Origin of the sequence: Rhizobium sp. AC44/96, assembly GCF_001692185.1 — a bacterium.
Taxonomy (GTDB): Bacteria; Pseudomonadota; Alphaproteobacteria; order Rhizobiales; family Rhizobiaceae; genus Rhizobium.
This window is the reverse complement of the sequence record NZ_LXKO01000007.1, coordinates 82,430-108,905: the sequence shown is the minus strand read 5'-3', so window position 1 is coordinate 108,905 and position 26,476 is coordinate 82,430. Positions and strand designations below refer to the sequence as shown.

Below are 26,476 nucleotides of genomic sequence, written 5' to 3'. Positions count from 1 at the left end.
CCCCGCATTTTATTAGCCACAGGAAATTCCCGCCCGAAATGCGTGCAAAGCCCGAAAATCCGGGCATTCCGGGAAAAGTGCCGACGTCGCAATCGGATACTGCAATGCGGCGCAAACGCACTGAGGTCGCTTGTAAAACTGCGCTATTGGTGATTGGCTTGGGAACGTAAGACTGGGAGTCTATAAATGAAAACGACAAGCGCATTCAAACTGATCACCGCCACTGCAGTTGCCGCTCTCTCCGTCGCAACCGCCGTATTTGCAGCCGATCCGGACAGCTGCTCCACCGTCCATTTTTCGGACGTTGGCTGGACGGATATCACCTCGACCACCGCAACCGCAGCTGTTGTCCTCCGGGGCCTCGGCTACACCCCCGACGTCAAGGTTCTTTCCGTACCGGTGACCTACCAGTCGCTAAAGAACAAGGACATCGACATCTTCCTGGGCAACTGGATGCCGACCCAGGAAAAGGACGTTCGTCCGTTCCTCGACGACAAGTCGGTTGAATCCTTTGGCCCGAACCTCGTCGGCGCAAAATACACATTGGCGACCAACGCCAAGGGCGCTGAACTCGGAATCAAGGATTTCAAGGATATCGCCGCTCACAAGGAAGACCTGGACGGCAAGATCTACGGCATCGAGCCTGGTAACGACGGCAACCGCCTCGTGATGGACATGATCGACAAGGACACCTTCGGCCTCAAGGGCATGGAAGTGGTCGAATCTTCCGAACAGGGCATGCTGGCGCAGGTCGCCCGCTCCGAGAAGGAAGGCAAGCCTGTCGTCTTCCTCGGATGGGAACCGCATCCAATGAACGACAACTTCAAGCTCACCTATCTGACGGGTGGTGACGACGTCTTCGGGCCGGACTTCGGCGGCGCGAAGGTCTTCACCAACGTTCGTGCGGGCTATCTCAATGATTGCCCGAACGTCGGCGTCATGCTCAAGAACATGGTCTTCTCGCTCGAGATGGAAAACCAGATCATGGGCAAGATCCTGAACGATGGCCAAGAGCCTGAAAAGGCAGCGGCGGAATGGCTGAAAGCCAATCCGACGGCACTTGACCCGTGGCTCGCCGGCGTGAAGACGCGCGATGGCAGTGCTGATGGCCTTCCGGCCGTCAAGAAAAGCCTCGGCCTCTGATATCGAAAAGCGGGGTGGTCTACCCCACCCCGCTCCCGCTATCATCGCGATTGTTGTTGTTCTTTCTGGATAGGCGAGCCCTTGAACTGGATCACCGACTTTAAAATTCCTATTGGCCCGTGGGCGAAAGCCTTCGTGGATTGGCTGACGTCCAACGCCGACTGGTTCTTCAACCAGCTTGCCTTCATTCTCTCTCACGTCATCAACGGGCTGCTTTTCGTCCTCCAGAAGCCGCATCCGTTGATCGTCGTCCTGGGCATCAGCGCCATCGCCTACTGGCTCCGTCGCTCGGTTGTCGTCGCCGCCTTCACCTGTCTTGGGTTGCTGTTCATCATGAACCAGGGCTATTGGAAGGAAACGACGGAGACCCTGGCGCTCGTTCTGGCCTCCACCTTCGTCAGCATGATCGTCGGCATTCCGCTCGGCATCGCGGCTGCCCGGCGCGCCTGGGTCTACTCCACGCTGCGGCCGATCCTCGACTTGATGCAGACCATTCCGACATTCGTCTATCTGATTCCAGCGCTTATCCTTTTCGGTCTCGGCATGGTGCCGGGCCTGATCGCAACGGTGATCTTCGCGATCCCCGCCCCCATTCGCCTGACGCGCCTGGGAATCATCTCGACCCCGCCCTCGCTGGTGGAGGCAGCCGAGTCCTTCGGTGCGACGCCGATGCAGGTGCTGCGCAAGGTTGAGCTTCCCTACGCCACGCCGCAGATCATGGCCGGCCTGACACAGACGATCATGCTGTCGCTGTCGATGGTCGTCATCGCGGCCCTCGTCGGTGCCGACGGTCTCGGCGTGCCGGTCGTCCGCGCTCTGAATACCGTCAACGTCGCCAAGGGTTTCGAGGCAGGCCTCTGCATCGTCATTCTCGCGATCATTCTCGACCGAATGTTCCGCACCGCGGGTGAAGGAGATGGCGTATGAGCGCGGTCCGCTTCGACAATGTCAGCATCGTCTTCGGCGACAAGCCGGAAGCCGCTCTCTCCTTGGCTGATCAGGGCAAGACTCGTGACGAGATCGGAGCTGCAACCGGCCTCGTCCTCGGCGTCGCCGACGCTTCCCTCAGCATCGAGGAAGGCGAAATCCTCGTCCTGATGGGACTTTCCGGTTCCGGTAAGTCGACCCTGCTGCGCGCCGTCAACGGGCTTGCCCCGGTCGTGCGCGGCGAGGTCACGGTTTCGACCGCCTCCGGTCCCTGCAATCCTTACAAGACGAGCGCCAAGGGCCTGCGCGACCTTCGCATGCATACCGTATCGATGGTCTTCCAGCAGTTCGCACTGCTCCCCTGGCGCACCGTTGCCGACAATGTCGGCTTCGGCCTCGAACTCGCCGGCATGCCGGAAAGTGAGCGCAAGAAACGGGTCGGCGAGCAGCTTGAGCTGGTCAACCTGACGAAATGGGCCGACCGCAAGGTCAACGAGCTTTCAGGGGGGATGCAGCAGCGCGTCGGCCTCGCCCGTGCCTTTGCAACGGGTGCGCCGATCCTTCTGATGGACGAGCCGTTCTCGGCGCTCGACCCGCTCATCCGAACCCGCCTGCAGGATGAGTTGCTCGAATTCCAACGGCGTCTCAAGAAGACGATCCTCTTCGTCTCTCACGATCTCGACGAGGCGTTTCGCATCGGCAACCGCATCGCCATCATGGAGGGCGGGCGTATCATCCAGTGCGGCACGCCGCAGGACATCGTGAAGAACCCGGCCGACCAGTACGTCGCCGACTTCGTCCAGCACATGAACCCGATCAGCATGCTGACGGCCCAGGATGTCATGCAGCCTGGTCTGGGCCATGCCGCCGTCGGTTCCACGGTCAGCGGCACCGCCCGCGCGGAGACACCGCTGATCGACATTCTGGATGCGTTGTCGCGTCAGCCCGGCAGCATCGGCGTCGTCGAAAATGGTGCCATCATCGGCACGATTTCGGCACAGGACGTCGTCTCGGGACTGACGCAGCACAGGCGAAAAGAACAGGCTTGATCCCATCGTCCGCTTAGGTCAGAAAAGTGGACATGAAAGATCAAGCTTCTGTAATCAGGGAAACGGACGGAGAAGCGCGCAAGCTCGCTCGCACCCTTCTCCGCTCCGCCCGCTATGCCGCCATTGCCGTGATAGACCCGGAGACGGGCTTCCCGTTTTCCAGCCGCGTTCTGCTTGGCACCGATATCGATGGCACACCTGTCATTCTCGTGTCCGGCCTGTCGGCCCATACCCGCGCGCTCGATGCCGACCCGAGGGCATCGCTGTTGACGGGTGAGCCCGGCAAGGGCGATCCCCTCGCCTATGCTCGCCTGACGACGCAGTGCCTGGCCGAACCGGTGGACCGCGACAGCCCGGTCCATGCACGCATTCGCGCACGGTTCCTCGACCGCCATGCCAAGGCAAAGCTCTACATCGACTTTCCGGATTTCCGCTTTTTCCGCCTCGTACCGCAATCCGCCAGCATGAACGGAGGCTTCGGCCGCGCTTACATTTTGACCGGCGACGACCTCACGATTCGATCGGAGGCAAACGATGCGCTGGCAGCACGATCCGACCAAATAGTGCGAGAACTGCTAGTCAGCCACCCCCAATTGGCCAGAGAGACAGCCCTTGCGCTCAAGGCCCCCGACAATGCCGATTGGCGCATTTGTGGAGTAGATTGCGCCGGTTTTGATGTAATTTCAGGGGATTCGCTGCTGCGGCACGAGTTTGAGGAGGTTGCACAGGACGCGGAATATGTTTATTTGCGTATGTCTAACATGAAATACGCAATACCTGAAATTTAGCTATATACAATCTTGAGACGGCGTGGGTATTTTTGATACGTCCGCTGGCTTCGGGCAGACACATGTCTTTTTGAATATAGTTTCGCATGGGATCACGATTATGGACACAATCGATTTAACAGCCAACGCCAACGTTGCAGCTGCCTTGCTATCGGCAATGGCGAACCCCAAACGTCTGCTCATTCTCTGCAATCTGGTCAAAGGCGAAATTCCCGTCGGAGCCCTTGCTACCGAAGTTGGCCTCAGCCAGTCGGCCCTGTCGCAGCACCTCTCGAAGCTGCGCGCACAGAAGCTCGTAAAGACCCGTCGCGACGCGCAAACGATCTATTATTCGAGCAGTTCCGAGCAGGTCATCAAGATCCTCGAAACCCTCCAGGACATCTATTCCGTCCAGGTTCGCACCAAGGCCGCTTAACGGTCCGCTTGACATCATTTCGGCTTATAAGTCGCGTTGTCGAGTGAATACTGGTCTACGCGGCACTGCTATTTCATCACCTTTTCATATTCCTGAACCGGCAAACTAAGTTTGCCGGTTTTATCTTTTTCAGGCCCTCGTCTCCCTCTCTCGGTGAGACATTTCCCCGGCTTGACGCCCAAAGATGCGCTGATAATTTGACCGGGCAGTAAAAATATCGGCACTCGCCAGATACCGGGAACGGCCTCCTCAAAGGCCATGGAGAACAGCATGTCCAATCGCCTGAATGCCCCCAACGATCTACGCGCCTTCTGGATGCCCTTTACGGCAAACCGGCAGTTCAAGAAGGAGCCGCGCATGTTCGTCGGCGCCAAGGACATGTACTACACCACCCACGACGGCCGGCAGGTACTCGACGGCACGGCGGGCCTCTGGTGCGTGAATGCTGGCCATTGTCGCCCGAAGATCACCGAGGCGATCAGCCAGCAGGCAGGCGAACTCGACTACGCGCCGGCCTTCCAGCTCGGCCACCCCAAGGCCTTCGAGCTGGCCAACCGCCTCGTCGACCTTGCCCCCGAGGGTCTTGATCACGTCCTCTACACCAACTCCGGTTCGGAATCGGTCGAGACCGCCCTCAAGGTTGCGCTGGCCTACCATCGCGTGAAGGGCAACGGCTCCCGCTTCCGCCTGATCGGCCGCGAACGCGGTTATCATGGCGTCAATTTCGGCGGCATCTCCGTCGGCGGTATCGTCTCGAACCGCAAGATGTTCGGCACCCTGCTCACCGGCGTCGACCACATGCCGCACACCCATCAGCCAGACAAGAACCGCTTCACCCGCGGTGAACCGGAACATGGCGGCGATATCGCAACCGAGCTCGAGCGCATCGTCACGCTGCACGACGCCTCCACGATCGCGGCCGTGATCGTCGAGCCGGTCTCCGGCTCCACCGGCGTCCTGATCCCGCCGAAGGGCTACCTGCAGAAGCTCCGCGAAATCTGCACCAAGCACGGCATCCTGCTGATCTTCGACGAAGTCATCACCGGCTTCGGCCGCCTCGGCGCTCCATTCGCGGCCCAGTATTACGACGTCAAGCCCGACATCATCACCACCGCCAAAGGCCTGACCAACGGCGTCATTCCGATGGGCGCCGTGTTTGTCACCTCCGAAATTCATGATGCCTTCATGACCGGTCCGGAGCACATGATCGAGTTCATGCACGGCTACACCTACTCGGGCAATCCGATTGCCGCGGCGGCCGCACTCGCCACCCTCGACACCTACAAGGAAGAAGGCCTGCTGACGCGCGCTGCCGAGCTTTCCGACTATTGGGCGGACGCACTGCACTCGCTGAAGGACTGCCCGAATGTCATAGATATTCGCAACACCGGCCTGATCGGCGCGATCGAACTCGACCCGATTGCAGGCGAACCAACCAAGCGCGCCTTCACGGCCTTCCTCAAGGCTTACGAGAAGGGGCTGCTGATCCGCACGACCGGCGACATCATCGCGCTTTCGCCGCCGCTGATCATCGAGAAACACCACATCGACGAACTTTTCGGAAAACTCCGCGAAATTCTGCAAAACAACATCTAAACTGCGTTCTCATAGGCCCGTTTTGTCGGTTTCGGCAAAAACGGGCCTAATTTTTTTATCTTCTTGCGCAATCAACGGTAAATTCTTAAGAAACTTGCCATGCACCGTCGAAGCCAACATGGCGGACGGGGCATTCGCCGCGCGCGACCCGTCGTCTCTTGGCGCATCCCTTGAGGGCTGTTGTACGACCTGGGTTGGCCGCTGCGGCAGGATAGTCGCGGGTTTGAAACCCATCCAAGGAGACAAAATATGACCCTGAAGACCCTGACGGCAGCGCTCGTTGCCTCCATCTCTTTCGCGCCACTTGCCCATGCAGACATCACGATTGGCCTCATTGCGCCTTTGACCGGCCCTGTCGCCGCCTACGGCGACCAGGTGAAGAACGGCGCCCAGGCAGCCGTTGACGAGATCAACAAGAGCGGCGGCATTCTCGGCGAGAAGGTTGTCCTGAAGTATGCAGACGACGCCGGCGAACCGAAGCAGGGCGTATCGGCAGCGAACCAGCTCGTCGGCGACGGTATCCGTTTCGTCGTCGGTCCTGTTACCTCGGGCGTTGCAATCCCGGCCTCCGACGTGCTTGCTGAAAACGGCGTCCTTATGGTCACGCCGACCGCAACCGCTCCTGACCTGACGAAGCGCGGCCTTGCGAACGTCTTGCGCACCACCGGTCGCGACGACCAGCAGGCGGAAGTTGCCGCCAGCTACGTCCTGAAAAACTTCAAGGACAAGCGCGTTGCCATCATCAACGACAAGGGCGCCTACGGTAAGGGTCTCGCTGACGCCTTCAAGGCAACGCTGAACGCCGGCGGCATGAAGGAAGTCTTCGACGACGCCCTGACGCCCGGCGACAAGGACTTCAGCGCGCTTACCAGCCGTCTGAAGGCAGAGAAGGCCGATGTCGTGTACTTCGGCGGCTATCACCCGGAAGGCGGCCTGCTCGCCCGTCAGCTGCATGACCTCTCGGTCAACGCCACGATCATCGGCGGCGACGGCCTCTCGAACAGCGAGTTTTGGAACATCGGCACCCAGGCAGCTGCGGGTACGATCTTCACCAATGCCGTGGACGCAACCAAGAACCCCGATTCCAAGGTTGCAGCCGACGCCCTGAAAGCCAAGGGCATCCCGGCTGAAGCCTTCACGCTCAACGCCTATGCCGCCGTTGAAGTCATCAAGGCCGGCATTGAAAAAGCCGGCAGCGCGGAAGACGCGGAAGCCGTTGCCACCGCTCTGAAGGCTGGCGAACCGATCGCAACCGCCATCGGCAAGCTCACCTACGGCGAGACCGGCGACCTGACGTCGCAGAGCTTCGCACTCTACAAGTGGGAAGACGGTAAGATCGTTCCCGCCGAATAAGGCTTGATCTTTCCAAAATCGATCCTCGACCGGGCGCCTCAACAGCGCCCGGTTTTCGTTTGGCCAACAGCGACGATCTCGCTTTGTCCCGCTTATGGGTTATAACGAACGACACACAGCATGAGGGAAACAATGACCGCCAAACTCGAACGCTTCATCGATCAGGGAACAGGCCGCGTACCGGCCGACATCGTCCTGAAAGGCGGTCGCTTCTTCGATCTCGTAACCGGTGAACTCGTCGCCTCGGACATCGCCATCTGCGGTGACAGGATCGTCGGCACCTGTGGCACCTATGAAGGCGAAGTCGAGATCGACATCTCCGGCCGCATTGTCGTCCCCGGTTTTATCGATACACATCTTCACATCGAATCGTCGCTGGTGACGCCGCATGAATTCGACCGTTGCGTCCTGCCGTACGGCGTCACGACGGTGATCTGCGATCCGCATGAGATCGCCAACGTGCTCGGCAGCGACGGCATCCGGTTCTTCCTGGATTCGGCGCTGGAAACGATCATGGATATCCGTGTCCAGCTTTCCTCCTGCGTGCCCGCCACCCATCTCGAAACCTCGGGCGCCGACCTGCCGATCGAGAAGCTGCTCCCCTTCCGCGACCATCCGAAGGTTATCGGCCTTGCCGAGTTCATGAACTTCCCCGGCGTGATCCACAAGGATCCCGTCTGCATGGCAAAGCTCGAGGCGTTCCAGGGGGATCATATCGATGGTCACGCCCCGCTCCTCAGCGGCAACGATCTCAACGGCTATCTCTCGACCGGCATCCGCACCGAGCACGAATGCACCAGTGCTGCGGAAGCGCTTGAGAAGATCCGCAAGGGCATGCACATACTGGTGCGAGAAGGCTCGGTATCGAAAGACCTGGCAGCGTTGATGCCTATCATCACCGAACGCCTGTCCCCTCACCTGGCGCTCTGCACCGACGACCGAAATCCTCTCGACATCGCCGAGCAGGGCCATCTCGACTACATGATCCGGACCGCCATCGCCAACGGCGTCGAGCCGCTTGCCATCTATCGCGCAGCCTCCATCTCTGCCGCCCGCGCCTTCGGTCTCCAAGACCGTGGCCTCGTCGCTCCGGGCTGGCGCGCTGACCTTGTCGTTCTCGACAGCCTCGAAAGCTGCAAGGCCGAGATTGTCTTTTCCGGTGGGCGCAAGGTCACTTCGGAGCTTTTCGCTACCCGCAAGCCGGTCGCGCCCGTCGGCCTCGACAGTGTCAAGGCCCGCCCGGTGAATGCCGCACACTTCGGCGTGCCGGTCGCCGATGGCGAAACGCCTGTGATCGGCGTCATGCCGGGCAAGATCATCACCGAGCACCGGCGCTACCGGCTGCCGGTCAAGGGCAACGAAACGTCGGTGGATCTCGCCAATGACATCATCAAGGTGGCCGTGATCGAGCGTCACGGCAAGAACGGCAACCATGCCAATGGTTTCGTTCAGGGTTTTGGCCTGAAGAAGGGCGCAATCGCATCGACCGTCGGCCACGACAGCCACAACATCTGTGTTGTCGGCGTCAGCGAGGACGACATGGCGTTCGCCGCCAACAGGCTCGGCGAAATCAAGGGCGGTTTCGTCGTGGTTGAAGACGGCAAGGTGACCGGCGAAATCGCACTGCCGATCGCTGGCCTCATGAGCCTGGAACCCTACGAGGCCGTGCGCGACACGCTGCACAGCTTGAGAAAAGCGGCCTATGCCCTTGGAACGACTCTGGAAGAGCCCTTCCTCCAGGTCGCCTTCCTGCCCTTGCCCGTCATCCCTCACCTCAAGATTTCGGACATGGGGATGGTGGATGTGGACAAGTTCCAATTGATCAAGTGAACGAGGCGACCCAGGGCCGCCTCAGCCGCGAACTTCGACGCAGATGGCGTCCAGCGCCTTCAGCTTTATGCTTCCAGCCGCCGTGGCCGCCTCGAAGCCCGGCATCGGAACAACGTCGCCCAGCGACATCCCGACCGGCAGCCTGAATTCGGCCGGCAGCCGCGTCAGGTTGAAGACGAAGAGCAGCGTCTCGCTGCCCTTTGTTCGCGTGAAGGCCAGCAGGTCCTGGTTGGTGTCGATGAAGGACATGGAACCATCCATCAGCACAGGACGGCTCTTGCGGAGCGCGAGCGTCTGCCGGTAGTGGCTGAGCACTGAGCCCTCGAGCCCATCCTGTGCATCCACGGCAAGCGCCGCCTGTTCATAGGGTACCGGCAGCCACGACTTCTCGGCGGTCGTAAAGCCGGCATGTGCCTTTGCAGCCTCCCACGGCATCGGCGTGCGGCATCCGTCGCGCCCCTTGAAGGCAGGCCAGAAGCGGATTCCATAGGGGTCGCGCAGATCTTCGAAGGCAAGCTCGGCCTCCGGCAACCCGAGCTCTTCCCCCTGATACAGGCAGATCGAACCGCGCAAAGCCGCAAGCACGGAGATCGCCAGCTTCGCGACGACGGGCTGCTCTTCCTCGGTCTTTGCAAAACGGCTCACATGACGGTTCACATCATGGTTGGAGAAGGCCCAGCATACCCAGCCGTCGACCACCACCTTCTGGAAGGCATCGACGCAATTGCGGATATGCGCGGCGGTAAAATCGGGGCCGAGCAGGTCGAAGGTGTAGCACATGTGCAGTTTGTCGCCGCCGCTGGTATAGGCGGCCACCGTCTTCAGCGACCGCGCACCGTCCCCCACTTCCCCAACCGTGGCGCGCGCCTCGTAGCGGTCCAGAAGCGCACGGAAGCGCTGCAGGAAGCAGATATTTTCCGGCTGCGTCTTGTCATACAGGTGGTTCTGCATCCCATAGGGGTTGGAATCGGGCGCATCGAGGCCGCCGTCGCTCGCATCCGGCTCGTGCGGCGGGTTGTCCCGCAGGAGCTTGTCGCAGAAGTAATAGTTCACCGTATCGAGGCGAAAGCCATCGACGCCGCGATCGAGCCAGAATTTCACGGTGGCAAGCAGCGCGTCCTGAACGTCCTTGCTGTGAAAGTTGAGGTCCGGCTGCGACGTCAGAAAATTGTGCTGGTAATATTGGCGCCGCACGCCATCCCACTCCCAGCCCGGGCCACCGAAGATCGAAAGCCAGTTGTTCGGCGCGGTGCCGTCGGTCTTCGGGTCGGCCCAGACATACCAGTCCGCCTTGGGATTGGTTCTGCTCGACCGGCTCTCGACGAACCAGGGGTGAACGTCCGACGTATGCGAGATCACCTGGTCGATGATGACCCTGATCCCCAGCGCATGGGCAGCGGCCATCAACTCGTCGAAATCGGCGAGCGTTCCGAAGATCGGGTCGACATCGCAATAGTCCGATACATCATAGCCCATGTCGGCCATGGGCGACTTGAAGAACGGAGAGAGCCAGATGGCATCGACACCAAGGCTGGCGATGTATGGCAGGCGTTGGGTAATGCCCTTCAGGTCTCCAAGGCCGTCCCCGTTGGTGTCCTGAAACGATCGCGGATAGACCTGATAGATAACCGCTCCACGCCACCAGTCCGCATTCCCGTCTGCCCGCAATGCCATGCGTCTTCGTCCTCACTCAAATTCATTCGAGCTCAGACTAAAGCGGACGAAACAAAAGACAACCAAAAGCGAAGTGTTCGAAGAAATGGGCCGTGAAAAGTTCTTACGCGGTCTCCGGCAGTGGGCAGCCGAGCCTCTTCATCTTCTTTTCCGCCTTGTCGCGCACGTTGAAAACCTTGGCCATGTGGTGGCTGTGATCTGCCCCACGCCATTTCATCAGGAGCATATGGCATTTTTCCGCGGTGCTTTTGCCTTCTCCGCCACCACGCGCATAGGATAGCGTACCGTACGAGGGCAATAGCAGAGCAATAACCACAGCGACACGAACGGTAGGCGCCATCGCCCCTCTCCTTTGCCAGGCATTTCAGCTTCAGCTTACGCTTGAACCAAACGCTCCGCAAATCCAGCCGTTTGCGCCCAAACTTCCGCTTCATGCGCTTGTCACCGCCAGTCTCTCCGCGTATCAGCGAAAGCGCACAATTCAGGGAGGCTGGTTTTGAGCAAACGTTTTCTGTCGATCGGCGAATGCATGGTGGAACTCTCGCAGGCCGGTGCCGGTCTGCTGAGGAAGGGATTTGCCGGCGATACGCTGAACACCGCCTGGTATGCGCGCGCCTGCCTGTCGCCGGAGTGGTCGGTCGACTATTTCACCGCACTCGGCGACGACGCCATGTCGGACGAAATGCTTGCGTTCTTCAACCAGGCGCAGATCGGAACCGGCTTCATCCGTCGCATCAAGGGCAAGGCGCCGGGCCTCTACATGATCAGCCTGAAGGACGGCGAACGCTCGTTCAGCTACTGGCGCGATAGTTCGGCTGCCCGCTTGCTCGCAGCCGATCCCGATCGCCTGCGCGAGGCGATCGAAGCCTGTGACGTCATCTATTTCTCCGGCATCACCCTTGCCATCCTGTCGCGCGATCACGTCGATACGCTCCTTGCCGAAATCCGTCGTGCCAAAGCGGTTGGCAAGCTCGTCGCATTCGATCCGAACATTCGCCCACGGCTCTGGTCCGGCTATGATGAGATGCATGCGACCATCAGCGAAGGCGCGCGCGCATCGTCGATCGTTCTCCCGAGCTTCGATGACGAGGCAGCTCACTTCGGCGACGTTTCGATCGAAGCAACGATCGAACGGTATCGCGCGCTCGGCGCCACCAGTGTCGTCGTGAAGAACGGTGCCGACGGTGTAACCCTCAGTTTCGGCGGTACCGTCAGTTTCGTTGCGGCGGAAAAAGTGGAACAGGTCGTCGACACGACCAGCGCCGGCGACAGCTTCAACGGCGCGTTTCTGGCGAGCTACCTGCGAACCAACGACGCAACGCAGGCGGCGCGCGCCGCAGCCAAGGTCGCCGCGCGCGTGGTCAGCGAGCATGGCGCGCTCGTGGCTCCTGAAAAGCTCGGGCTCGACACGCTGTAGGCATCGTGAGACGCCGACTGCGGCTGTAATATTTCCATCATGGAGGCCCGGCAGAATAAGCCCTGCGGGAATCGCTTGTCCGACGACCGCCCGGAATTTGCGCCATGACCGGATACGGCGCGGATGGAAATCAGGGCCATGCTGCAGCGTCTGTCGAATACCCCAAGCGCCCAGAGCCTCGTCTCGGAGGCAGACCGTCCGGGGGTAGCCGAGCGGCTCGTCATCGTCACCGATGCCTGGCACCCGCAAGTCAACGGCGTCGTCCGCTCCATCGAGAACACGAACCGGGAACTGGCGACGATGGGCGTTGCGGTGTCGATGGTGACGCCGCAGGAGTTCCGCAGCATTCCCTGCCCTACCTATCCAGAAATTCGCCTGTCGATCGCCAGCTACCGCCGCGTGGCCCGCGCAATCGAGAAACACAAGCCTTCCTATGTGCATATCGCCACGGAAGGGCCCCTGGGCCTGCGGGCGCGGCGCTGGTGCCTGAAAAACCGCATGCCGTTCTCCACCAGTTACCACACGCGCTTTCCGGAATATGTCTCCGCCCGTTTGCCGGTGCCGAAGAGCTGGCTCTATGCCTTCGTCCGGTGGTTCCACAATTCCGGTGCCGGCTGCATGGTGGCCACCCCGAGCCTGGCGCGGGAGCTCTCTGGAAAGGGCATCCGCAACCTGATGCCCTGGAGCCGTGGCATCGACGCGAACCTCTTCCGCCCAGCGCCTCTTGATGCGACGCCCTTCGATCTTCCACGCCCGATCTTCATGACGGTCGGTCGCGTCGCCCTGGAAAAGAACCTGCCGGCCTTCCTCGACCTTGACCTGCCCGGATCGAAGGTTGTTGTCGGCGATGGTCCGGCGCGCGCCGAACTCCAGAGCCGCTACCCTGATGTGCTGTTTACCGGCATGAAGGTCGGCGAGGATCTAGCCAGCGCGTATGCACAGGCAGACGTCTTCGTCTTCCCATCCCTGACGGATACCTTTGGCAATACCATCCTCGAAGCGCTTGCTTCAGGCGTTCCGGTCGCGGCCTATCCTGTTACCGGGCCGCTCGACATCATCGGGGAGATCAGCGAGGTCGGCGCCCTTGACGATGATCTGCGCACCGCCTGTCTCGCGGCCCTCGCATCCTCACGCGAAAAAGCGCGCGAGCTTGCCTTGCAGTATTCCTGGGAAGCCGCGACGCAGCAGTTCATCAACAACATCCGCGCCGCCAACGGCATCATCACGCCAAAATGGAAGAAGGCCTGGCAGTTCGCGGCGAAGTCCCGCGCCAAGGCCAGACGATCCGAGAACGAGGCGGCGCAGCTATGCGGCGGAACCGGCCTTAACAGCTAAGGCCGGTTTCTGATTCCAACTCAGGAGGACACGCCAAGTGCCGCTTCGCTCTCTGCCCTCCGCAAGGGCGGGAACGCCAGGGCAACGGCCGCGGCCGCAAGCCCCACCATCGCGGAGCCGATAAACAGCCACGAATAATTCTGGAAGGTGTCGAAGATCCAGCCGCCAACCAGCGGTCCGAACGCCATGCCGAGGCTCGACAGCATCGTGGCCGCGCCAAACACTGTGCCGATGATCCGGGGACCAAAATACTCCCTGGCGAGCAAGGCGTAGAGCGGCATGACGCCACCATAGGCACTGCCGAAAATCATCGCCAACATATAGAACTCGCTGAGCTGGCTGACGAAGAGATAGCCTGCGAGGGCAATGGCCTGCACCAACAACCCACCGACGATAACAGGCTTCACCCCGACCCTGTCGGCAAGCGTTCCATAGAACAACCTGCCGCCCAGACCCGCCAGGCCCTCGACGCTGTAGATGCTGACAGCCGCCATCGGCGCCACGCCGCAGATGGTCGCGTAGTTGACCATGTGGAAAATCGGTCCCGAATGCGCCGCGCAGCAGGCAAAGAAGGTCAGGCCGAGCACAATGAATTGCGGCGACCGAAACACCTTCGATAGCGCAACGGGAGCGTCGCCCTCTGTCGAGACATCGGCGGCGGCTTCGCCGGCTGTCGCAGGCGCACGACGGACGAGCAGTGCCGCCGGCAACAGCAGTGCCCAGGCGCCAATGCCGATGATCAGCATGGCGGGACGCCACTCATAGGCAGAAATCAGCCACCGAGCGAAAGGCGAGATGGTCATCGGCGCAACGCCCATCCCTGCCGAGACAAGGGAAACGGCCAGACCGCGGTTCTTGTCGAACCATGCCGTCGTGGCAGCCATCATGGGCGCGAAGAACGTGCTGGCCGCCAGGCCAACGAGAATGCCGTAGGTGAGCTGAAACTGGAGAAGCGTCGTCGCGCGGCTCGACAAGACGAGGGCCAGCCCGAGAAGACCGGCTCCAAACAGGACGACGATGCGCGGGCCAAAGCGATCGCTTGCCGTCCCCCACAGAAAGCCACCGACGCCCATGACAAGAAAATTGAGTGTCATCGCACTGGCGATACCGACATGAGACCAGCCGGTTGCCGTTGCGATCGGTTCCTGGAAAATCGCCAGCGAGAACATCGCGCCAAGCGCAACACAGGTCATCAGCGCACCCGCACCGACAATGACCCACCGGTAGGACATACTCATGGCCACGTAACCTCCCGAGCCGAAATATTGATCCAATCAGCGTTACGGCATGCCTTCACAGCATGCGTGCTATTAAGACGTCCCGGCAAGCTCGCTTTCGACATCACGGTCGCACTTTTTTTGCAGGCTCCTCACTGTCCCGCGCCGGGGCAACTGGCTATTACTCGCGCTTCGGCAAGCAGAGAGTCCGGATATATTAAAATACTACTATTAGACATAACGCCATCGCCGTGAGATTCTAAAACAATAGAATCGGAAGGCGACATGTCTGGCGAGCGTTATTTATATGATTACAAGTCGCACAAAGCCGTAATGTATCAGGCTGGCGACGCACTATACCCCATGTCCAGCAGCAAGTCGGAGCATTGGATCTCCGGAGACTATATCTTTTGTTCGAATACCAAGACGATTTCTTTCTGGATCCTGGGAAACGACGTCTACGGCCACCTCGGGCGCGGAGAACTGACCCGCGAACCTGTTTATTATTTCGGCGACTGAACAAGCGTGTCTTGAGCGCTCAGCGCCCGCATCGCATTCAATAACGGCCGACCGGGGTTGAACACCCGCCCCTCATCGCCTATTTTCCGACCGTCTTTCATTCCAACAGGATGTGTGCCGCAATGGATTCCAACCGTATCGCAACGCCAACTTGCCTTGCCAACGGGGAATCTCATATCCATGCCGACATCCATTGCCATCTCCAATCTTTCCTGGTCCACGCCTGACGGACACCCTCTCCTCTCGGAACTAAACCTGACACTTGGCCCGGAACGCACGGGCTTGGTCGGCAGGAACGGCGTCGGCAAGACGACGCTCCTGAAACTGATCTCGGGAGAGCGGAAACCCCGCTCCGGCACGATATCCTTTGCGGGCAGCCTGGGCGTTCTGCGTCAGGTGGTGCAGGTCACCGCCGAAGAGACCGTGGCCGACCTCATGGGAGCGACGGAGGCTCTCGACGTGCTTCGTCGCGCAGAACTGGGCGAGGCAACCGCCGATGAATTCGCTGCCGCCGACTGGATGCTGGAGGCTCGGATCGCCGCCACGCTCGCACGCGTGGGCCTCGACGCGGAGCCTGACACAAAGCTGTCCGCGCTATCCGGCGGCCAGCGCACCCGTGCCGGGCTCGCCGCGCTTGTCCTTGCCGAGCCCGATTTTCTCGTTCTCGACGAACCGACCAACAATCTCGACCGCGACGGCAGACAGGCAGTCATCGATCTGCTTGCCGACTGGCGTTCCGGCGCGGTCGTCGTCAGCCACGACCGGGAACTGCTGGAGACCGTCGATGCCATCGTAGAGCTGACATCGCTCGGTGCAGCGCGCTATGGCGGCAACTGGAGCAGTTACCGCGAACGCAAGAGCCTGGAACTCGCGGCCGCACAGCACGATCTTGCCGATGCCGAAAAACGCGTCGCCGACCTCGCCCGCAACGCGCAGGTCGTCGCCGAACGGAAGGCCAGGAAAGATGGAGCCGGCAAGCGCAAGGCTGCCAAGGGCGATGCTCCGCGCATCGTGCTCGGTGGCATGAAGGAGCGAAGCGAGGCCACGAGCGGCGAGGACGCCCGCCTCGCCGAGCGTCGCCGTACGCAGGCGCTCGGTGACGCCAACGCGGCACGCGCAAGGATCGAGGTTATCCAACCACTCTCCGTCAAGCTGGCGCCGACCAACCTGCCGGCGGGCAGAACCGTTCTGAAGATCGATGGTGTGGCCGCCGGCTACCACCCGGACCGCCCGATCTTCACCGACCTCTCCCTCGACATGACGGGACCCGAACGTGTGGCGATCGTCGGCCCGAACGGTTCCGGCAAGACGACATTGCTGGCCCTGATCACCCGACGCCTGCAACCATTCACCGGCACGGTATCGACTGTTGCCGACCTCGCCATGCTCGACCAGCAGGTGAGCATCCTCGACGCCGGGCTGTCGATCCGCGACAACTTCCGCCGGCTGAACCAGCAATCGGACGAAAACGCCTGCCGCGCCGCCCTCGCCCGCTTCATGTTCCGGGCGGACGCCGCCCTGCAGAGCGTATCGACGCTCAGCGGCGGTCAGTTGCTGCGTGCCGGGCTTGCCTGCGTCCTCGGCGGATCGTCGCCGCCATCGCTGCTCATCCTCGACGAGCCGACCAACCATCTCGACATCGATTCAATCGCGGCAGTCGAGGCCGGTTTGCGGGCTTACGACGGGGCCCTTCTCGTCGTCAGCCACGACGAGGTCTTCCTGGATGCAATCGGGATAACACGCCGGATCGAGCTTCCGCTCACCGGCGCCTAGACCAGGCGCAGTCATGCCGTGGCGGAGGAGACCTCCGCTGCGGCACTACGTCCGGCGCTTTTTCGATTCGTACGGGTTCTCCGACGCACGATAGTGGATGCGGATCGGCACGGCCGGCATGTTGAAGTCGGTGCGCAGGCTGTTGATCAGATAGCGCGTGTAAGATTCCGGCAGCGCATCGGCGCGGGTGCAGGAGATCATGAAGGCCGGTGGACGGGCCTTGACCTGGGTCATGTACTTCAGCTTCAGGCGCCGCCCGGAAACAGCCGGTGGCGGATGCTGCGTCGTGATCGAATCGAGCCAGCGGTTGAGCTTCGCGGTCGAGACGCGCTTGTTCCACACCATGTCGGTGTCGATGATCGACTGCATCAGCTTGTCGAGGCCGCGGCCAGTCTGCCCTGATATAGGAACGGCGCGGATGCCGCGCGCCTGCGGCAGCAGACGTTCGGTCTTTTCGCGCAGATCAGCCAGCACCGCCTGCGGATCCTCGATCAGGTCCCACTTGTTGAAGGCGAGCACGGCGGCACGGCCCTCGCGGATAACCAGATCCGCCAGCTGCAGGTCCTGCTTCTCAAACGGAATGGTCGCATCGAAGACGATCACCACGGTCTCGGCGAAGCGGATCGAACGCAGGGAATCGGCGACCGACAGCTTCTCGAGCTTTTCGGTGACGCGCGCCTTGCGGCGCATGCCGGCCGTGTCGAACATCTTGATGGTGCGGCCGCGCCAGTCCCACTCGACGGAAATACTGTCGCGGGTGATGCCGGCCTCTGGTCCCGTCAGCAGCCGGTCCTCGCCGAGGAAGCGGTTGATCAGCGTCGACTTGCCGGCATTCGGACGACCGATGATCGCGACGCGAAGCGGCTTGGTGTCGTCGTACTCGGGCTCGTAGTCCTCGTCCTCTTCCATCTCGGCGGGAAGGTCGACGTTCGTCTCGGCAACGTCTTCCTCGTCCTTGGCATAGGCGCGGTCCTTGCCGACTGCATCGACGATGGCGTCACGCAGGTCGAGCATGCCCTGCCCGTGTTCGGCCGAGATCGGCACCGGCTCGCCGAGGCCGAGCGTGTAGGCGTCATAGAAGCCGCCGTCCGAGCCCTTGGCTTCCGACTTGTTGGCGACGAGAACGACCGGCTTGCCGCGACGGCGCAGCATCTCGGCCAGTTCCTTGTCGACCGGCGTCAGGCCGAACTTGGCATCCACCACGAACAGCGAGATGTCTGCCTCGTCGATCGCCGCTTCGGTCTGGGCACGCATGCGGCCCTGAAGGCTCTCGGCGTCGGCCTTTTCGAGACCGGCGGTATCGATGATGGTGAAGGTCAGCCCCATGAGCCGCGCATCGCCGGGGCGGCGGTCGCGGGTTACGCCGGGCGTGTCATCGACAAGCGCCAGCTTCTTCCCAACCAGGCGGTTGAAAAGGGTCGACTTACCGACATTCGGGCGACCAACGATCGCAACCGTAAAACTCATGGAAATTCCTTACACTCAGCCCTGTGCGGCGGGCGCCTTGCCGGATGCAGTGATGTTATCAAGCATCATCTGGGCGCGATTGGCAACATTGCGCGGGCTCTGCGCGTCGTCGACGATCGCCTGGTACCACTGGCGAGCCTGCGTCATGTTGCCGGCCTTGTAGGCGGCAAGACCGAGTGCTTCACGGGCGGAGTGGCGAAATGCGTTGGTGGGAACGGCCATTTCCTCGACGTGCGCGGATACCTGTTCGTAGGTACCACCTTCGATCAGCAGCCAGCCGGCACGCATCTTGGCAGCATCGCGAACGGCAGCGGGTGCCGCGTTGTCCTTGCCGATCACGTCGAAGGCAGCAACGGCACCGGCGGTGTCACCCTTCTGGGCCAGCACCGAGGCAGCGCGCAGCCGGGCGAGGATCGGATAGGCGCCGTGCCCGTCCTTCTCCAGCTGCTCGAGTGCGGCAAGTGCCTCGTCGTTCTTGTTCTCGTCGGCAAGCTTCATGGCGGCAATGAACTTGTCGCCAGCGCCGGAAGACTGATTGTCGTCCCAGTATTCGTAGACCTTGAAGCCGATCGTACCGAGCACGATCAGGACGGCGAGCGCGATCAGATAGCGGCCGAAACGGCGCCACGCGCCCTTCACCTGATCGGAACGCAGTTCCTCATTGACCTCACGAATGAAGCTGTCGTCGTTGAATGCCATTCTCGTCTCCGGCCGCGGATATACCCAGTCATGCGGGTTGCACGCACATTGTGGGGCCTTCTACCCCATTTTGCGGCGGTTGTAAGGGGGATGTGAAAGATTCGTCACATGACGAGCGGGGAAACGCCGATCAGGAGTTCATGCAGCTTGAAAGTGATGAGCGTCCAGGCGATCACGCCGATGATCACGGCATAGAGATCATACTTGGCCGAGACGAATGGACGAAGCGTGATTTCGCCAGCACGCTCGCGTCGTTTCAGCGAGATACGCAGGATCACGCCCCAAGCGAGGAACGCTGTAAAGAGCAGCACAGACGACGTCTCGCCGTTGGCAAGCAGGTGCGCGAACGCCCAGATCTTCACCGACAGTACCATCGGATGCTTGGTCCTGACTGCGATATGCCCCGCCGGCAGCAGCGAGGCGACCAGACAGATAACTGCAATCAGCATCAAGGTAATGGTGATATGCGCCATCCACACCGGCGGCGTGTAGAGCACGCCGGTAACCTGCCGCGCCTGGCCGAAGCCATAGATCAGCAGCACAAGCGCCAGAATGCTGACGATCGAATAGGTGGCCCTCCAGCCGTTCGCCCCGAGTGTCGAGATCATGGATTGGCGAAAACCAGGGGCGAAGACCCGCACCAGATGAAGTCCGAGGAAAAGTATGATGCCTACGATCAGCAATGTCATGGATGCGCCTCCTGTGCGTTACCTGACTTAACGGCAGGCGGGAAAAAACGCCAGCGGCACCGCAGCTTCGCCGCAATTCTGTAACAGGAAAGCCGCAAACAAATTGTCGCGGTGCCCATGTTTCGTCCCTTTGCCCAAGCCTCCCTCGCCCTCTCCCTGCTCATGCCGGCCGCAGCCGGCGCTGCCGACCAGCCGAAACAGCTGGTGATGATCTCGTTTGACGGCGCGCACGATAATGCGCTCTGGCAGAAAAGCCGTGAGATGGCCGCCAAAAATGGCGCACACTTCACCTACTTCCTCTCCTGCACGTTCCTGATGAACCAGGCCGCGAAGAAGGTCTACCAGGCCCCGCATCAGAAGCAGGGACGGTCGAATGTCGGCTTTGCCCAGAGCGATGACGAGATCCGCGAGCGGCTCGGCAACATCTGGCACGCCCACCTCGAGGGCCATGACATATCGAGCCACGCATGCGGCCACTTCGACGGCCGCCAGTGGAGCGAGGCCGACTGGTCGCAGGAGTATGCGACCTTCCACGCCACCCTCAAGAACGCCTGGAAAGGCGTCGATCTCGAAGAGCCGAAGGGCTGGCAGGATCTCGTGGACCACGGCATCCAGGGTTTTCGCGCGCCATATCTCTCCGCGACGGCCGGCGCCGACATGATCTCGGCGGAAAAGAAGGCGGGCTTTACCTATGACGCCAGCCTCGTCACCAAGGGCCCGGCCATGCCCGTCGAAGAAGCCGGCATCATCCGCTTCGGCCTGCCGCTGATCCCCGAGGGCCCGCGTGAGAAGCCGATTATCGGCATGGACTACAACCTCTTCGTCCGCCATTCCAAGGGCGAGGAAGACAAGGCCGACACGAAGGAATTTGAAGACCGCGCCTATGCCGCCTTCAAGGAGGCCTTCGACAAGCAGTATGCCGGCAACCGCATCCCGCTCCAGCTCGGCTTCCACTTCGTGGAAATGAACGGCGGCGCCTACTGGCGCGCGCTCGACCGTCTGGTGAGCGATGTATGCCACCGCCAGGACGTCGCCTGCGTCAGCTATTCCGAAGCCATCCCTCTGATCAAGGCACGCGGCAAGCTGCAGCCGGCATCGACCTCCGGACTCTGAAGCCGCCTGTTACATTCGCCCAAATGAAAACGCCGCCCATCTGGAAAGATGAGCGGCGTTTTTCTTGGTCATAGGCTGAATTAGCCGTCGGCGTGGATGATACCCGCCTCGCGCTCGAGATAGCGCTGGTCGATATCAGGCAGCGGCTCGCCTTCGATTGCAGACTCGAAGGTACGCAGGCGCTTGTAGATCGACAGCAGTTCCACGATCGTTGTCCACGAATTGACGAGATACTGGAACGAGCCACGCACCTGGTCAAAGACGTTGTTGATCTGCGTCAGCAGGCCAAGCGTCAGCTTGCCGGCGACGATCGAGGGCACGAGCACGATCAGGCTGAACAGGTTGTCCGCCTGCAGATAGAAGATGCGGGCGACGTTGAAGTACATGTAATGGAAATAGAGGCGGAAGTAGTTGCGGCGGACATTCGCGAACAATTCCGCGACTGTCGGCGGCGTCGCGCGGTCAGCATGGTCTTCGCCGTAGACAAGTTCCTTGCGGTAGGACGCCTCTACCCGCTGGTTGCGGAATTCCAGGCCCGGCAGCTTGATACCGACAAGCCCGAGGAAAACCGTACCGAAGATCGACCAGAACAGGGCGGCCCAAACAAGCGCATGCGGCACTTCGCCGATCAGCGGCAGTTCCGTGATGTTGGCACCGATCTTGAAGAGCACCGGCAGGAACGCGATCAGCGTCATGACCGAGCTGACGAGGCTGACACCAAGGCTTTCCACAGTGGAGGAAAAACGCATCGTGTCTTCCTGAACACGCTGCGATGCGCCTTCGATGTGGCGGAGCTTCGGCCAATGCGCCATGTAGTACTCGTTCATCGCGGTACGCCAGCGGAAGATCCAGTGGCTGACGAAGAACAGGTTCAACACACCGACGGTGATGGCGATGAAGGCGATGCCTGCAAAACCGAGCATCCCAAGATAGAGCTGCGCTGCCGTCACCGGCGCGGTCTTGGCAAGCGCCTGCTGGATCAGGTCATAGAACGGGCCGTACCAGGCATTGATGGCAACGCTGACCTGCACCGAGAAATACGTATTGAAGATGATCAGCGCCGAACCAAGCACGGACCACATCTGCCAGCGATGCGGGCTGAAGGTGAACCAGAAGGCTGCAAAGAGCGCCACCGCGACGATGTAGTAGATGTAGAACCACAGGAATGGCGTCGACCAGAACACGGAAACGCCGATCGGCGCGTCCTGCCCTTCGGCCAGCGGCGGCAAGCCGATGACGGAGCCGAAGCTGGCGCCGCCCAGATACCAGAGCAGAACGGCCAGAAGCGACCAGACGACAGCTGAGATGAAGAAAAGTTTCGGCTTGGGGAAGTACGATACGAACACGGAGACGTTGCTTTCCTGTACGGGAGTCTTCGAAGTCTCTAACAGACCAACTGCGGCGAAAACTAAGGTAGTTCGCGGAAAGCAGCAATGGGCTCACCCCATTGTTACGCAATTGTAACCGACTAGGATACTTTCTTGACCACGGGCAGGACGAGCACCGCGCAGATGACTAGTGCCGCCGCAGCGACATAGGTCGGGGCCGTGAAACTCCCGGTCCGCTCGGCCATCCAGCCGCCGACGATGGGGCCGACGATCTGGCCGATACCGAAGGCCGCCGTCATCATTGCAAACGCCCGGCGCGGGCTGGCCGGCGAAAGCCTGCGGCCGATCTGCAGCCCGTATGCGGTGATCGCAAGGAACGTTGCGCCGAAGAGTGCGCCGCCGATCAAAGGGGCAACCGACCGAGGCAGGAGCACCGTTGCAAGCACGCCAAGCGCCTCGACCAGCAGTGCCGCGATATAGACCCATCCCAATCCCAGCGGCCGCACCAACGGCTTCCAGAGGAACAGCGCCACCGCGGCCGTTACGCCCGCAATGAACCAGCAGAGGAATTCAACCGTCTGGCCGGCAGCATCCATGCGCGCGATGGTCACGAGGAAGGTCGCGGTTATGACGTAGCCGAAACCGAACAATCCATAGGACCCGGTCAAGAGCAGCATCGGCTTGCTCCAGACGATCGCCGGCTCCTTGCCCGCTTGCGCCGCAGCAACAGGCCCTGCGGGCAAAAGCCACCACACGGCCACGAGACTGACGGCGGCATAGATCGCGCCACCGATCCAGTCAGCCCTCCACGCGTCGGGGCTGCCGTGATAGCCAAGACCGATCAGCATCACCATGACCGACGACAGCGCAATGCCCGCCCCCGGTCCACCGAAATGGGCCGCCTGGACATGATCGTTGCCAGCGGCCGCGGCATGGCTGAGCACGATCGATGAGGTGAAGATCATGGCGAAGGCGCTGGCAGCGCCGGCGAAAAACCGGATGACCGCGAAAACCATGACCGAACTGGTCAGCGCCATGGCCGCAAGCAGCGCGGCGGTGGCCGCAAGCGCCAGAAGCGCCACCTTGCGCTCGCGCCCGGAGGCCCAGCCATAGGCAGCCAGCACGGCACCGACGAGGTAGCCAACGAAGTTTGCAGAAGCGACGAAACCGGCATCCGCTGGCGACAGCGGCACGCCGCTCATCATGCCCGGCAGGATCGGCGTGTAGGAGAAGCGCCCGAAGCCCATGGCCGCGGCCATGGCAATGGTGCCTGCGAGGCCCGTGCGGAACAGATTTGCGGGGAGAGTCTCATTGCGTGCCAACATGCTTCGCTTATCGCGCTGCACAATGCCGGCGGCAATCAAGATTTTCTAATGGGTCGATCAATTTGAGAAAAGTGCGCGGCGCTCTTGAAAGCCATTATCTTACGATATATGTTTTACGACATAGTGAAAGATACATCTAAGGAGTGACCTATGAGAGGTTTTAGAGGTGGAATGATGGGTGGCGGCGGTTTTCGCATGGGGCGGAAATTTGCGGCCGGCGATTTGCAACTGGTGATCCTGGCCCTGCTCTCCGAGCAGCCACGCCACGGCTACGAGCTGATCAAGCTTTTGGAAGAGCGTTCGGGAGGCTTCTATGTGCCGAGCCCGGGCGTCATCTATCCCGCACTGACATATCTGGAAGAAACAGGCCTTGCCGACGTGGAGAGCGAGGGAGCCAAGAAACTCTATCGCATCACCGAAAGCGGCCGGAAACTGGTTGAGGAAAACAGCTCGATGATCGAAATGACGCTCGGAAAGCTGGAAAAGATCGGCGCCAAGATGGCGCATGTACGCCGCATATTCGATCCCGAAAGCCGAGGACCGGAACGCGAGGACGACGAAGGGTTCGGCGACGACAGGAGCGAGGTCGGGGCTGCCCGCATGCTGCTCAAGTCGGCGCTGCGACTGCGCCACCCCTGGTCAAAAGAGGAAGCCAAGCGGATCGCCGGCATTCTCGAGCGGGCAGCCGCGGAAATCCTGCAGGGCGGCCAGCGCGATTGAAATACGCATCCGCCGGCAACGGGGGAGATAAAAGCCTGACGGCGTGGCGTTACGCTTCGCCGTCGGCCAGCGTCAGGATCAGCGGTCCGTTGCGCGTCGCGACAACGGTATGCTCGTATTGTACAGTCGGCGCCTGCGGATCGCCATAGAGCGTCCAGGCATCGTCCCCGCCTTCGGCCCATGTTGCACCAAGCGACAGGAACGGCTCGACAGTAAAGACAAGGCCATCGCTCATGATTCGCTTTTCAGACGGATCCGGCCAGGTCGACAGCTCGCCGGGCTCCTCATGCAGCGAGCGCCCGACACCGTGGCTCGCAAGGTTTGTGACAAGCGTGTAGCGGTTCTTGGCGGCAAAGGCGCCGACGGCCTGGCCGATCTTGGCCAGCGGCTCACCCGCCTTCACCTGGTTGAGACCAACCCAAAGCGCGCGCTTGCCATCCCGGCAGAGCTTATCGATCTTTGACTTGGATGGCGGCACACTGAAGGAAGCCCCCGTATCGGAAAAGAACCCGTCCTTTTCAGCCGAAACGTCGATATTGACGAGGTCACCCGGCCGGATGACGCGGGCGCCCGGAATACCATGGGCGATTTCCTCGTTGACGCTGATGCAGGTTGCGCCGGGAAACTGGTAGCAGAACTCGGGCGCCGAGCGTGCGCCGGCATCCTCAAGCATCTTGCGGCCGATCTGATCGAGCTCCAGCGTGGTGATACCAGGTTCGAGCGCAGCAGCCATCCCCTTCAAGGTATTGGCACAAATGCGGCCGATTTCCTTCAGCTTGAGGAGTTCGTCTTCACTCTCGATAATCATGAACCTGTCCGGCCTCCGCGGGCCGGTCGGCCGGCTCTCAGTCAGAATGAGAGCATGACGTCGCGGGAATTCCAACTCATCCTTTTGCGCCATGCTTGTGCTTAGGCGGTGGCTTTCGCGCCTTCGCCGCTTTCAGTCAATGCCTTTCTGACAATCGGCGCGACTTTCGTGCCATAGAGCTCGATACCGCGCATGATCTGGTCATGCGGCATCAGACCGATCGCCATCTGCAACAGGAACCGGTCGTTCTTGAACAGCCTGTGATGTGCGATGATCTTTTCCGCCACCAGTTCGGGATCGCCGACAAACAACGCCCCCTTCGGACCGCGCGACAGGTCGAAATGCACGCGATTGGTGGGTCCCCAACCGCGTTCGCGGCCAATGCGGTTCATCACCTCGGCCTGTGGACCATAGAATTGATCGGCCGCCGCGTCCGTCGTATCGGCGATGAAGCCGTGGACGTTGATACTGGTCTTGAGCTTCGAAACGTCCTGTTCCGCCCGTCGGGCGGCCTCACGATAAAGATCGAACAAGGGCGCAAACCGCCGCGGCTCACCACCGATAATCGCCAGCGCCACCGGCAACCCGAGCGCCCCTGCCCGCGCCAGCGACTGCGGCGTACCGCCGACCGCCACCCATATCGGCAGCGGATCCTGCAGGGGTCGCGGATAAACACCCCGCCCATTGATCGCCGCACGCATCTCGCCGGACCACGTGACCACCTCGTTGTCGCGCAGCGCCATCAGCAGATCGAGCTTCTCCTCGAACAGCTGGTCGTAATCTTCAAGATTGTAGCCGAACAGCGGGAAGGACTCGATGAACGAGCCTCGCCCGGCCATGAGCTCCGCGCGACCGTTCGAAAGCAGGTCGAGCGTCGAATATTGCTGGAAAACCCGCACCGGGTCATCGGAACTGAGCACCGTCACCGCGCTCGTCAGCCGAATATTTTTCGTCTTCACGGCAGCAGCCGCCAGTGCGACCGCGGGCGCCGAAGCGGCATAATCCGGCCGGTGATGCTCGCCCAGGCCGAACACATCGAGCCCGACCTGATCGGCGAGTTCGATCTCCTCGATCAGGTGCTTCAGTCGTTCGGCCCCCTCCGCCCCCTTGCTCCGGCTTGGATTGGGGTTCACGTCGGCAAAGGTATAGAGGCCTAGTTCCATGGCATGCATCCCGTTGAATTCATGTCTGGAGATAAGGATGGGGCAGTCGAGGTGCAATTACAAATTCTAGAACGAATTGTTCGAGAATATTGATGGGCGGCGCAGGTCCAACACCTGCGCCGCGACCA

At 61.1% G+C, this 26,476-nt stretch carries 25 protein-coding genes; 14 read left to right on the top strand and 11 right to left on the bottom strand.

What is annotated here, in order from left to right:
• The first annotated feature begins 186 nt into the window (after positions 1-186).
• The 5 genes from A6U87_RS08930 (at position 187) to A6U87_RS08910 (ending at position 4,322) form a co-directional block, all read left to right on the top strand.
• The gene (locus tag A6U87_RS08930; RefSeq protein WP_065690905.1) at positions 187-1,143 is read left to right on the top strand and encodes a choline ABC transporter substrate-binding protein; all 957 of its coding nucleotides are present in this window, start codon (positions 187-189) and stop codon (positions 1,141-1,143) included.
• Positions 1,144-1,224: 81 nt separating this feature from the next.
• A complete protein-coding gene (gene choW, locus A6U87_RS08925; RefSeq protein ID WP_065690904.1) occupies positions 1,225-2,070 on the top strand; it encodes a choline ABC transporter permease subunit in 846 nt (281 codons plus the stop codon).
• The gene (gene choV / locus A6U87_RS08920; protein WP_065690903.1) at positions 2,067-3,119 is read left to right on the top strand and encodes a choline ABC transporter ATP-binding protein; all 1,053 of its coding nucleotides are present in this window, start codon (positions 2,067-2,069) and stop codon (positions 3,117-3,119) included. The genes choW and choV overlap by 4 nt, the downstream gene beginning before the upstream one ends.
• Before the next feature lie 32 nt (positions 3,120-3,151).
• Entirely contained in the window at positions 3,152-3,907 is a 756-nt protein-coding gene (locus tag A6U87_RS08915; protein ID WP_065690902.1) for a HugZ family protein, read from the top strand.
• A gap of 100 nt (positions 3,908-4,007) precedes the next feature.
• Entirely contained in the window at positions 4,008-4,322 is a 315-nt protein-coding gene (locus A6U87_RS08910; protein ID WP_065690901.1) for a metalloregulator ArsR/SmtB family transcription factor, read from the top strand.
• Positions 4,323-4,390: 68 nt separating this feature from the next.
• Here A6U87_RS08910 and A6U87_RS08905 read toward each other — a convergent pair whose 3' ends face one another.
• Positions 4,391-4,594, bottom strand: coding sequence for a hypothetical protein (locus tag A6U87_RS08905; RefSeq protein WP_065690900.1), 204 nt, complete (start codon positions 4,592-4,594; stop codon positions 4,391-4,393).
• Between A6U87_RS08905 and A6U87_RS08900 the strand changes: the two genes are divergently transcribed.
• The 3 genes from A6U87_RS08900 to ade all read left to right on the top strand — a co-directional run bounded on the left by A6U87_RS08900 (position 4,593) and on the right by ade (position 9,101).
• Complete coding sequence (locus A6U87_RS08900) at positions 4,593-5,918, top strand: aspartate aminotransferase family protein (RefSeq protein ID WP_065690899.1); 1,326 nt, start codon at positions 4,593-4,595, stop codon at positions 5,916-5,918. The genes A6U87_RS08905 and A6U87_RS08900 overlap by 2 nt on opposite strands.
• Before the next feature lie 249 nt (positions 5,919-6,167).
• Positions 6,168-7,271 carry a branched-chain amino acid ABC transporter substrate-binding protein gene (locus A6U87_RS08895; protein ID WP_065690898.1) on the top strand — a complete coding sequence of 368 codons (1,104 nt, stop codon included), beginning with the start codon at positions 6,168-6,170 and terminating at the stop codon, positions 7,269-7,271.
• A 132-nt stretch (positions 7,272-7,403) separates the two neighbouring features.
• Positions 7,404-9,101 carry an adenine deaminase gene (ade, locus tag A6U87_RS08890; protein ID WP_065690897.1) on the top strand — a complete coding sequence of 566 codons (1,698 nt, stop codon included), beginning with the start codon at positions 7,404-7,406 and terminating at the stop codon, positions 9,099-9,101.
• A gap of 21 nt (positions 9,102-9,122) precedes the next feature.
• Here ade and A6U87_RS08885 read toward each other — a convergent pair whose 3' ends face one another.
• On the bottom strand, positions 9,123-10,775 hold the full coding sequence (locus A6U87_RS08885) for an alpha-glucosidase (protein ID WP_065690896.1): 1,653 nt from the start codon (positions 10,773-10,775) through the stop codon (positions 9,123-9,125).
• Positions 10,776-10,878: 103 nt separating this feature from the next.
• Positions 10,879-11,115: a hypothetical protein gene (locus A6U87_RS29625; protein ID WP_141683933.1), complete on the bottom strand. Its 237-nt coding sequence runs from the start codon at positions 11,113-11,115 to the stop codon at positions 10,879-10,881.
• Between the two features lie 156 nt (positions 11,116-11,271).
• Between A6U87_RS29625 and A6U87_RS08880 the strand changes: the two genes are divergently transcribed.
• Positions 11,272-12,192 (top strand): sugar kinase, encoded by a 921-nt coding sequence (locus A6U87_RS08880; protein ID WP_065690895.1) that lies wholly within the window; start codon positions 11,272-11,274, stop codon positions 12,190-12,192.
• A gap of 138 nt (positions 12,193-12,330) precedes the next feature.
• Positions 12,331-13,527, top strand: coding sequence for a glycosyltransferase family 1 protein (locus A6U87_RS08875; protein WP_065690894.1), 1,197 nt, complete (start codon positions 12,331-12,333; stop codon positions 13,525-13,527).
• A gap of 20 nt (positions 13,528-13,547) precedes the next feature.
• Here A6U87_RS08875 and A6U87_RS08870 read toward each other — a convergent pair whose 3' ends face one another.
• Positions 13,548-14,765 (bottom strand): MFS transporter, encoded by a 1,218-nt coding sequence (locus tag A6U87_RS08870; protein WP_065690893.1) that lies wholly within the window; start codon positions 14,763-14,765, stop codon positions 13,548-13,550.
• Positions 14,766-15,029: 264 nt separating this feature from the next.
• Here A6U87_RS08870 and A6U87_RS08865 point away from each other — a divergent pair, with 264 nt between their 5' ends.
• Together A6U87_RS08865 and A6U87_RS08860 are read left to right on the top strand one after the other, a co-directional pair.
• Complete coding sequence (locus tag A6U87_RS08865; RefSeq protein ID WP_065690892.1) at positions 15,030-15,263, top strand: hypothetical protein; 234 nt, start codon at positions 15,030-15,032, stop codon at positions 15,261-15,263.
• Positions 15,264-15,443: 180 nt separating this feature from the next.
• Positions 15,444-17,036 (top strand): ABC-F family ATP-binding cassette domain-containing protein, encoded by a 1,593-nt coding sequence (locus A6U87_RS08860; protein ID WP_065690891.1) that lies wholly within the window; start codon positions 15,444-15,446, stop codon positions 17,034-17,036.
• Positions 17,037-17,081: 45 nt separating this feature from the next.
• Here A6U87_RS08860 and der read toward each other — a convergent pair whose 3' ends face one another.
• The 3 genes from der to A6U87_RS08845 form a co-directional block, all read right to left on the bottom strand.
• Positions 17,082-18,503 carry a ribosome biogenesis GTPase Der gene (gene der / locus A6U87_RS08855; protein ID WP_065690890.1) on the bottom strand — a complete coding sequence of 474 codons (1,422 nt, stop codon included), beginning with the start codon at positions 18,501-18,503 and terminating at the stop codon, positions 17,082-17,084.
• A 15-nt stretch (positions 18,504-18,518) separates the two neighbouring features.
• Complete coding sequence (locus A6U87_RS08850; protein ID WP_065690889.1) at positions 18,519-19,202, bottom strand: tetratricopeptide repeat protein; 684 nt, start codon at positions 19,200-19,202, stop codon at positions 18,519-18,521.
• Positions 19,203-19,306: 104 nt separating this feature from the next.
• Positions 19,307-19,891: an NnrU family protein gene (locus A6U87_RS08845; protein ID WP_065690888.1), complete on the bottom strand. Its 585-nt coding sequence runs from the start codon at positions 19,889-19,891 to the stop codon at positions 19,307-19,309.
• 117 nt (positions 19,892-20,008) lie between these two features.
• Between A6U87_RS08845 and A6U87_RS08840 the strand changes: the two genes are divergently transcribed.
• On the top strand, positions 20,009-21,004 hold the full coding sequence (locus A6U87_RS08840; RefSeq protein WP_065690887.1) for a polysaccharide deacetylase: 996 nt from the start codon (positions 20,009-20,011) through the stop codon (positions 21,002-21,004).
• A gap of 80 nt (positions 21,005-21,084) precedes the next feature.
• Here A6U87_RS08840 and sbmA read toward each other — a convergent pair whose 3' ends face one another.
• Both sbmA and A6U87_RS08830 read right to left on the bottom strand, forming a co-directional pair.
• Positions 21,085-22,350, bottom strand: a complete 1,266-nt coding sequence (gene sbmA / locus A6U87_RS08835; RefSeq protein WP_065690886.1) for a peptide antibiotic transporter SbmA — start codon at positions 22,348-22,350, stop codon at positions 21,085-21,087.
• 122 nt (positions 22,351-22,472) lie between these two features.
• Complete coding sequence (locus A6U87_RS08830) at positions 22,473-23,657, bottom strand: YbfB/YjiJ family MFS transporter (protein WP_065690954.1); 1,185 nt, start codon at positions 23,655-23,657, stop codon at positions 22,473-22,475.
• A gap of 150 nt (positions 23,658-23,807) precedes the next feature.
• On the opposite strand from A6U87_RS08830, the gene A6U87_RS08825 reads away from it, so the two are divergent.
• A complete protein-coding gene (locus tag A6U87_RS08825) occupies positions 23,808-24,377 on the top strand; it encodes a PadR family transcriptional regulator (RefSeq protein ID WP_065690885.1) in 570 nt (189 codons plus the stop codon).
• A 49-nt stretch (positions 24,378-24,426) separates the two neighbouring features.
• On the opposite strand, the gene map is transcribed toward A6U87_RS08825, so the two are convergent.
• Together map and A6U87_RS08815 are read right to left on the bottom strand one after the other, a co-directional pair.
• Positions 24,427-25,185: a type I methionyl aminopeptidase gene (map, locus tag A6U87_RS08820; protein ID WP_065690953.1), complete on the bottom strand. Its 759-nt coding sequence runs from the start codon at positions 25,183-25,185 to the stop codon at positions 24,427-24,429.
• 101 nt (positions 25,186-25,286) lie between these two features.
• On the bottom strand, positions 25,287-26,348 hold the full coding sequence (locus A6U87_RS08815; RefSeq protein ID WP_065690952.1) for an LLM class flavin-dependent oxidoreductase: 1,062 nt from the start codon (positions 26,346-26,348) through the stop codon (positions 25,287-25,289).
• Positions 26,349-26,476 lie beyond the last annotated feature (128 nt).

What these genes read in the sequence shown, in the direction of transcription:
- map (WP_065690953.1), bottom strand. Translation starts at nt 25,185, where the DNA reads ATGATTATCGAGAGTGAAGACGAACTCCTCAAGCTGAAGGAAATCGGC.
- A6U87_RS08830 (WP_065690954.1), bottom strand. Translation starts at nt 23,657, where the DNA reads ATGTTGGCACGCAATGAGACTCTCCCCGCAAATCTGTTCCGCACGGGC.
- A6U87_RS08910 (WP_065690901.1), top strand. Translation starts at nt 4,008, where the DNA reads ATGGACACAATCGATTTAACAGCCAACGCCAACGTTGCAGCTGCCTTG.
- A6U87_RS08905 (WP_065690900.1), bottom strand. Translation starts at nt 4,594, where the DNA reads ATGCTGTTCTCCATGGCCTTTGAGGAGGCCGTTCCCGGTATCTGGCGA.
- ade (WP_065690897.1), top strand. Translation starts at nt 7,404, where the DNA reads ATGACCGCCAAACTCGAACGCTTCATCGATCAGGGAACAGGCCGCGTA.
- A6U87_RS08915 (WP_065690902.1), top strand. Translation starts at nt 3,152, where the DNA reads ATGAAAGATCAAGCTTCTGTAATCAGGGAAACGGACGGAGAAGCGCGC.
- A6U87_RS08850 (WP_065690889.1), bottom strand. Translation starts at nt 19,202, where the DNA reads ATGGCATTCAACGACGACAGCTTCATTCGTGAGGTCAATGAGGAACTG.
- A6U87_RS08875 (WP_065690894.1), top strand. Translation starts at nt 12,331, where the DNA reads ATGCTGCAGCGTCTGTCGAATACCCCAAGCGCCCAGAGCCTCGTCTCG.
- A6U87_RS08900 (WP_065690899.1), top strand. Translation starts at nt 4,593, where the DNA reads ATGTCCAATCGCCTGAATGCCCCCAACGATCTACGCGCCTTCTGGATG.
- A6U87_RS08870 (WP_065690893.1), bottom strand. Translation starts at nt 14,765, where the DNA reads ATGAGTATGTCCTACCGGTGGGTCATTGTCGGTGCGGGTGCGCTGATG.
- A6U87_RS08845 (WP_065690888.1), bottom strand. Translation starts at nt 19,891, where the DNA reads ATGACATTGCTGATCGTAGGCATCATACTTTTCCTCGGACTTCATCTG.
- A6U87_RS08840 (WP_065690887.1), top strand. Translation starts at nt 20,009, where the DNA reads ATGTTTCGTCCCTTTGCCCAAGCCTCCCTCGCCCTCTCCCTGCTCATG.
- A6U87_RS08825 (WP_065690885.1), top strand. Translation starts at nt 23,808, where the DNA reads ATGAGAGGTTTTAGAGGTGGAATGATGGGTGGCGGCGGTTTTCGCATG.
- A6U87_RS08885 (WP_065690896.1), bottom strand. Translation starts at nt 10,775, where the DNA reads ATGGCATTGCGGGCAGACGGGAATGCGGACTGGTGGCGTGGAGCGGTT.
- A6U87_RS29625 (WP_141683933.1), bottom strand. Translation starts at nt 11,115, where the DNA reads ATGGCGCCTACCGTTCGTGTCGCTGTGGTTATTGCTCTGCTATTGCCC.
- der (WP_065690890.1), bottom strand. Translation starts at nt 18,503, where the DNA reads ATGAGTTTTACGGTTGCGATCGTTGGTCGCCCGAATGTCGGTAAGTCG.
- A6U87_RS08860 (WP_065690891.1), top strand. Translation starts at nt 15,444, where the DNA reads ATGCCGACATCCATTGCCATCTCCAATCTTTCCTGGTCCACGCCTGAC.
- A6U87_RS08815 (WP_065690952.1), bottom strand. Translation starts at nt 26,348, where the DNA reads ATGGAACTAGGCCTCTATACCTTTGCCGACGTGAACCCCAATCCAAGC.
- A6U87_RS08930 (WP_065690905.1), top strand. Translation starts at nt 187, where the DNA reads ATGAAAACGACAAGCGCATTCAAACTGATCACCGCCACTGCAGTTGCC.
- choV (WP_065690903.1), top strand. Translation starts at nt 2,067, where the DNA reads ATGAGCGCGGTCCGCTTCGACAATGTCAGCATCGTCTTCGGCGACAAG.
- A6U87_RS08865 (WP_065690892.1), top strand. Translation starts at nt 15,030, where the DNA reads ATGTCTGGCGAGCGTTATTTATATGATTACAAGTCGCACAAAGCCGTA.
- A6U87_RS08895 (WP_065690898.1), top strand. Translation starts at nt 6,168, where the DNA reads ATGACCCTGAAGACCCTGACGGCAGCGCTCGTTGCCTCCATCTCTTTC.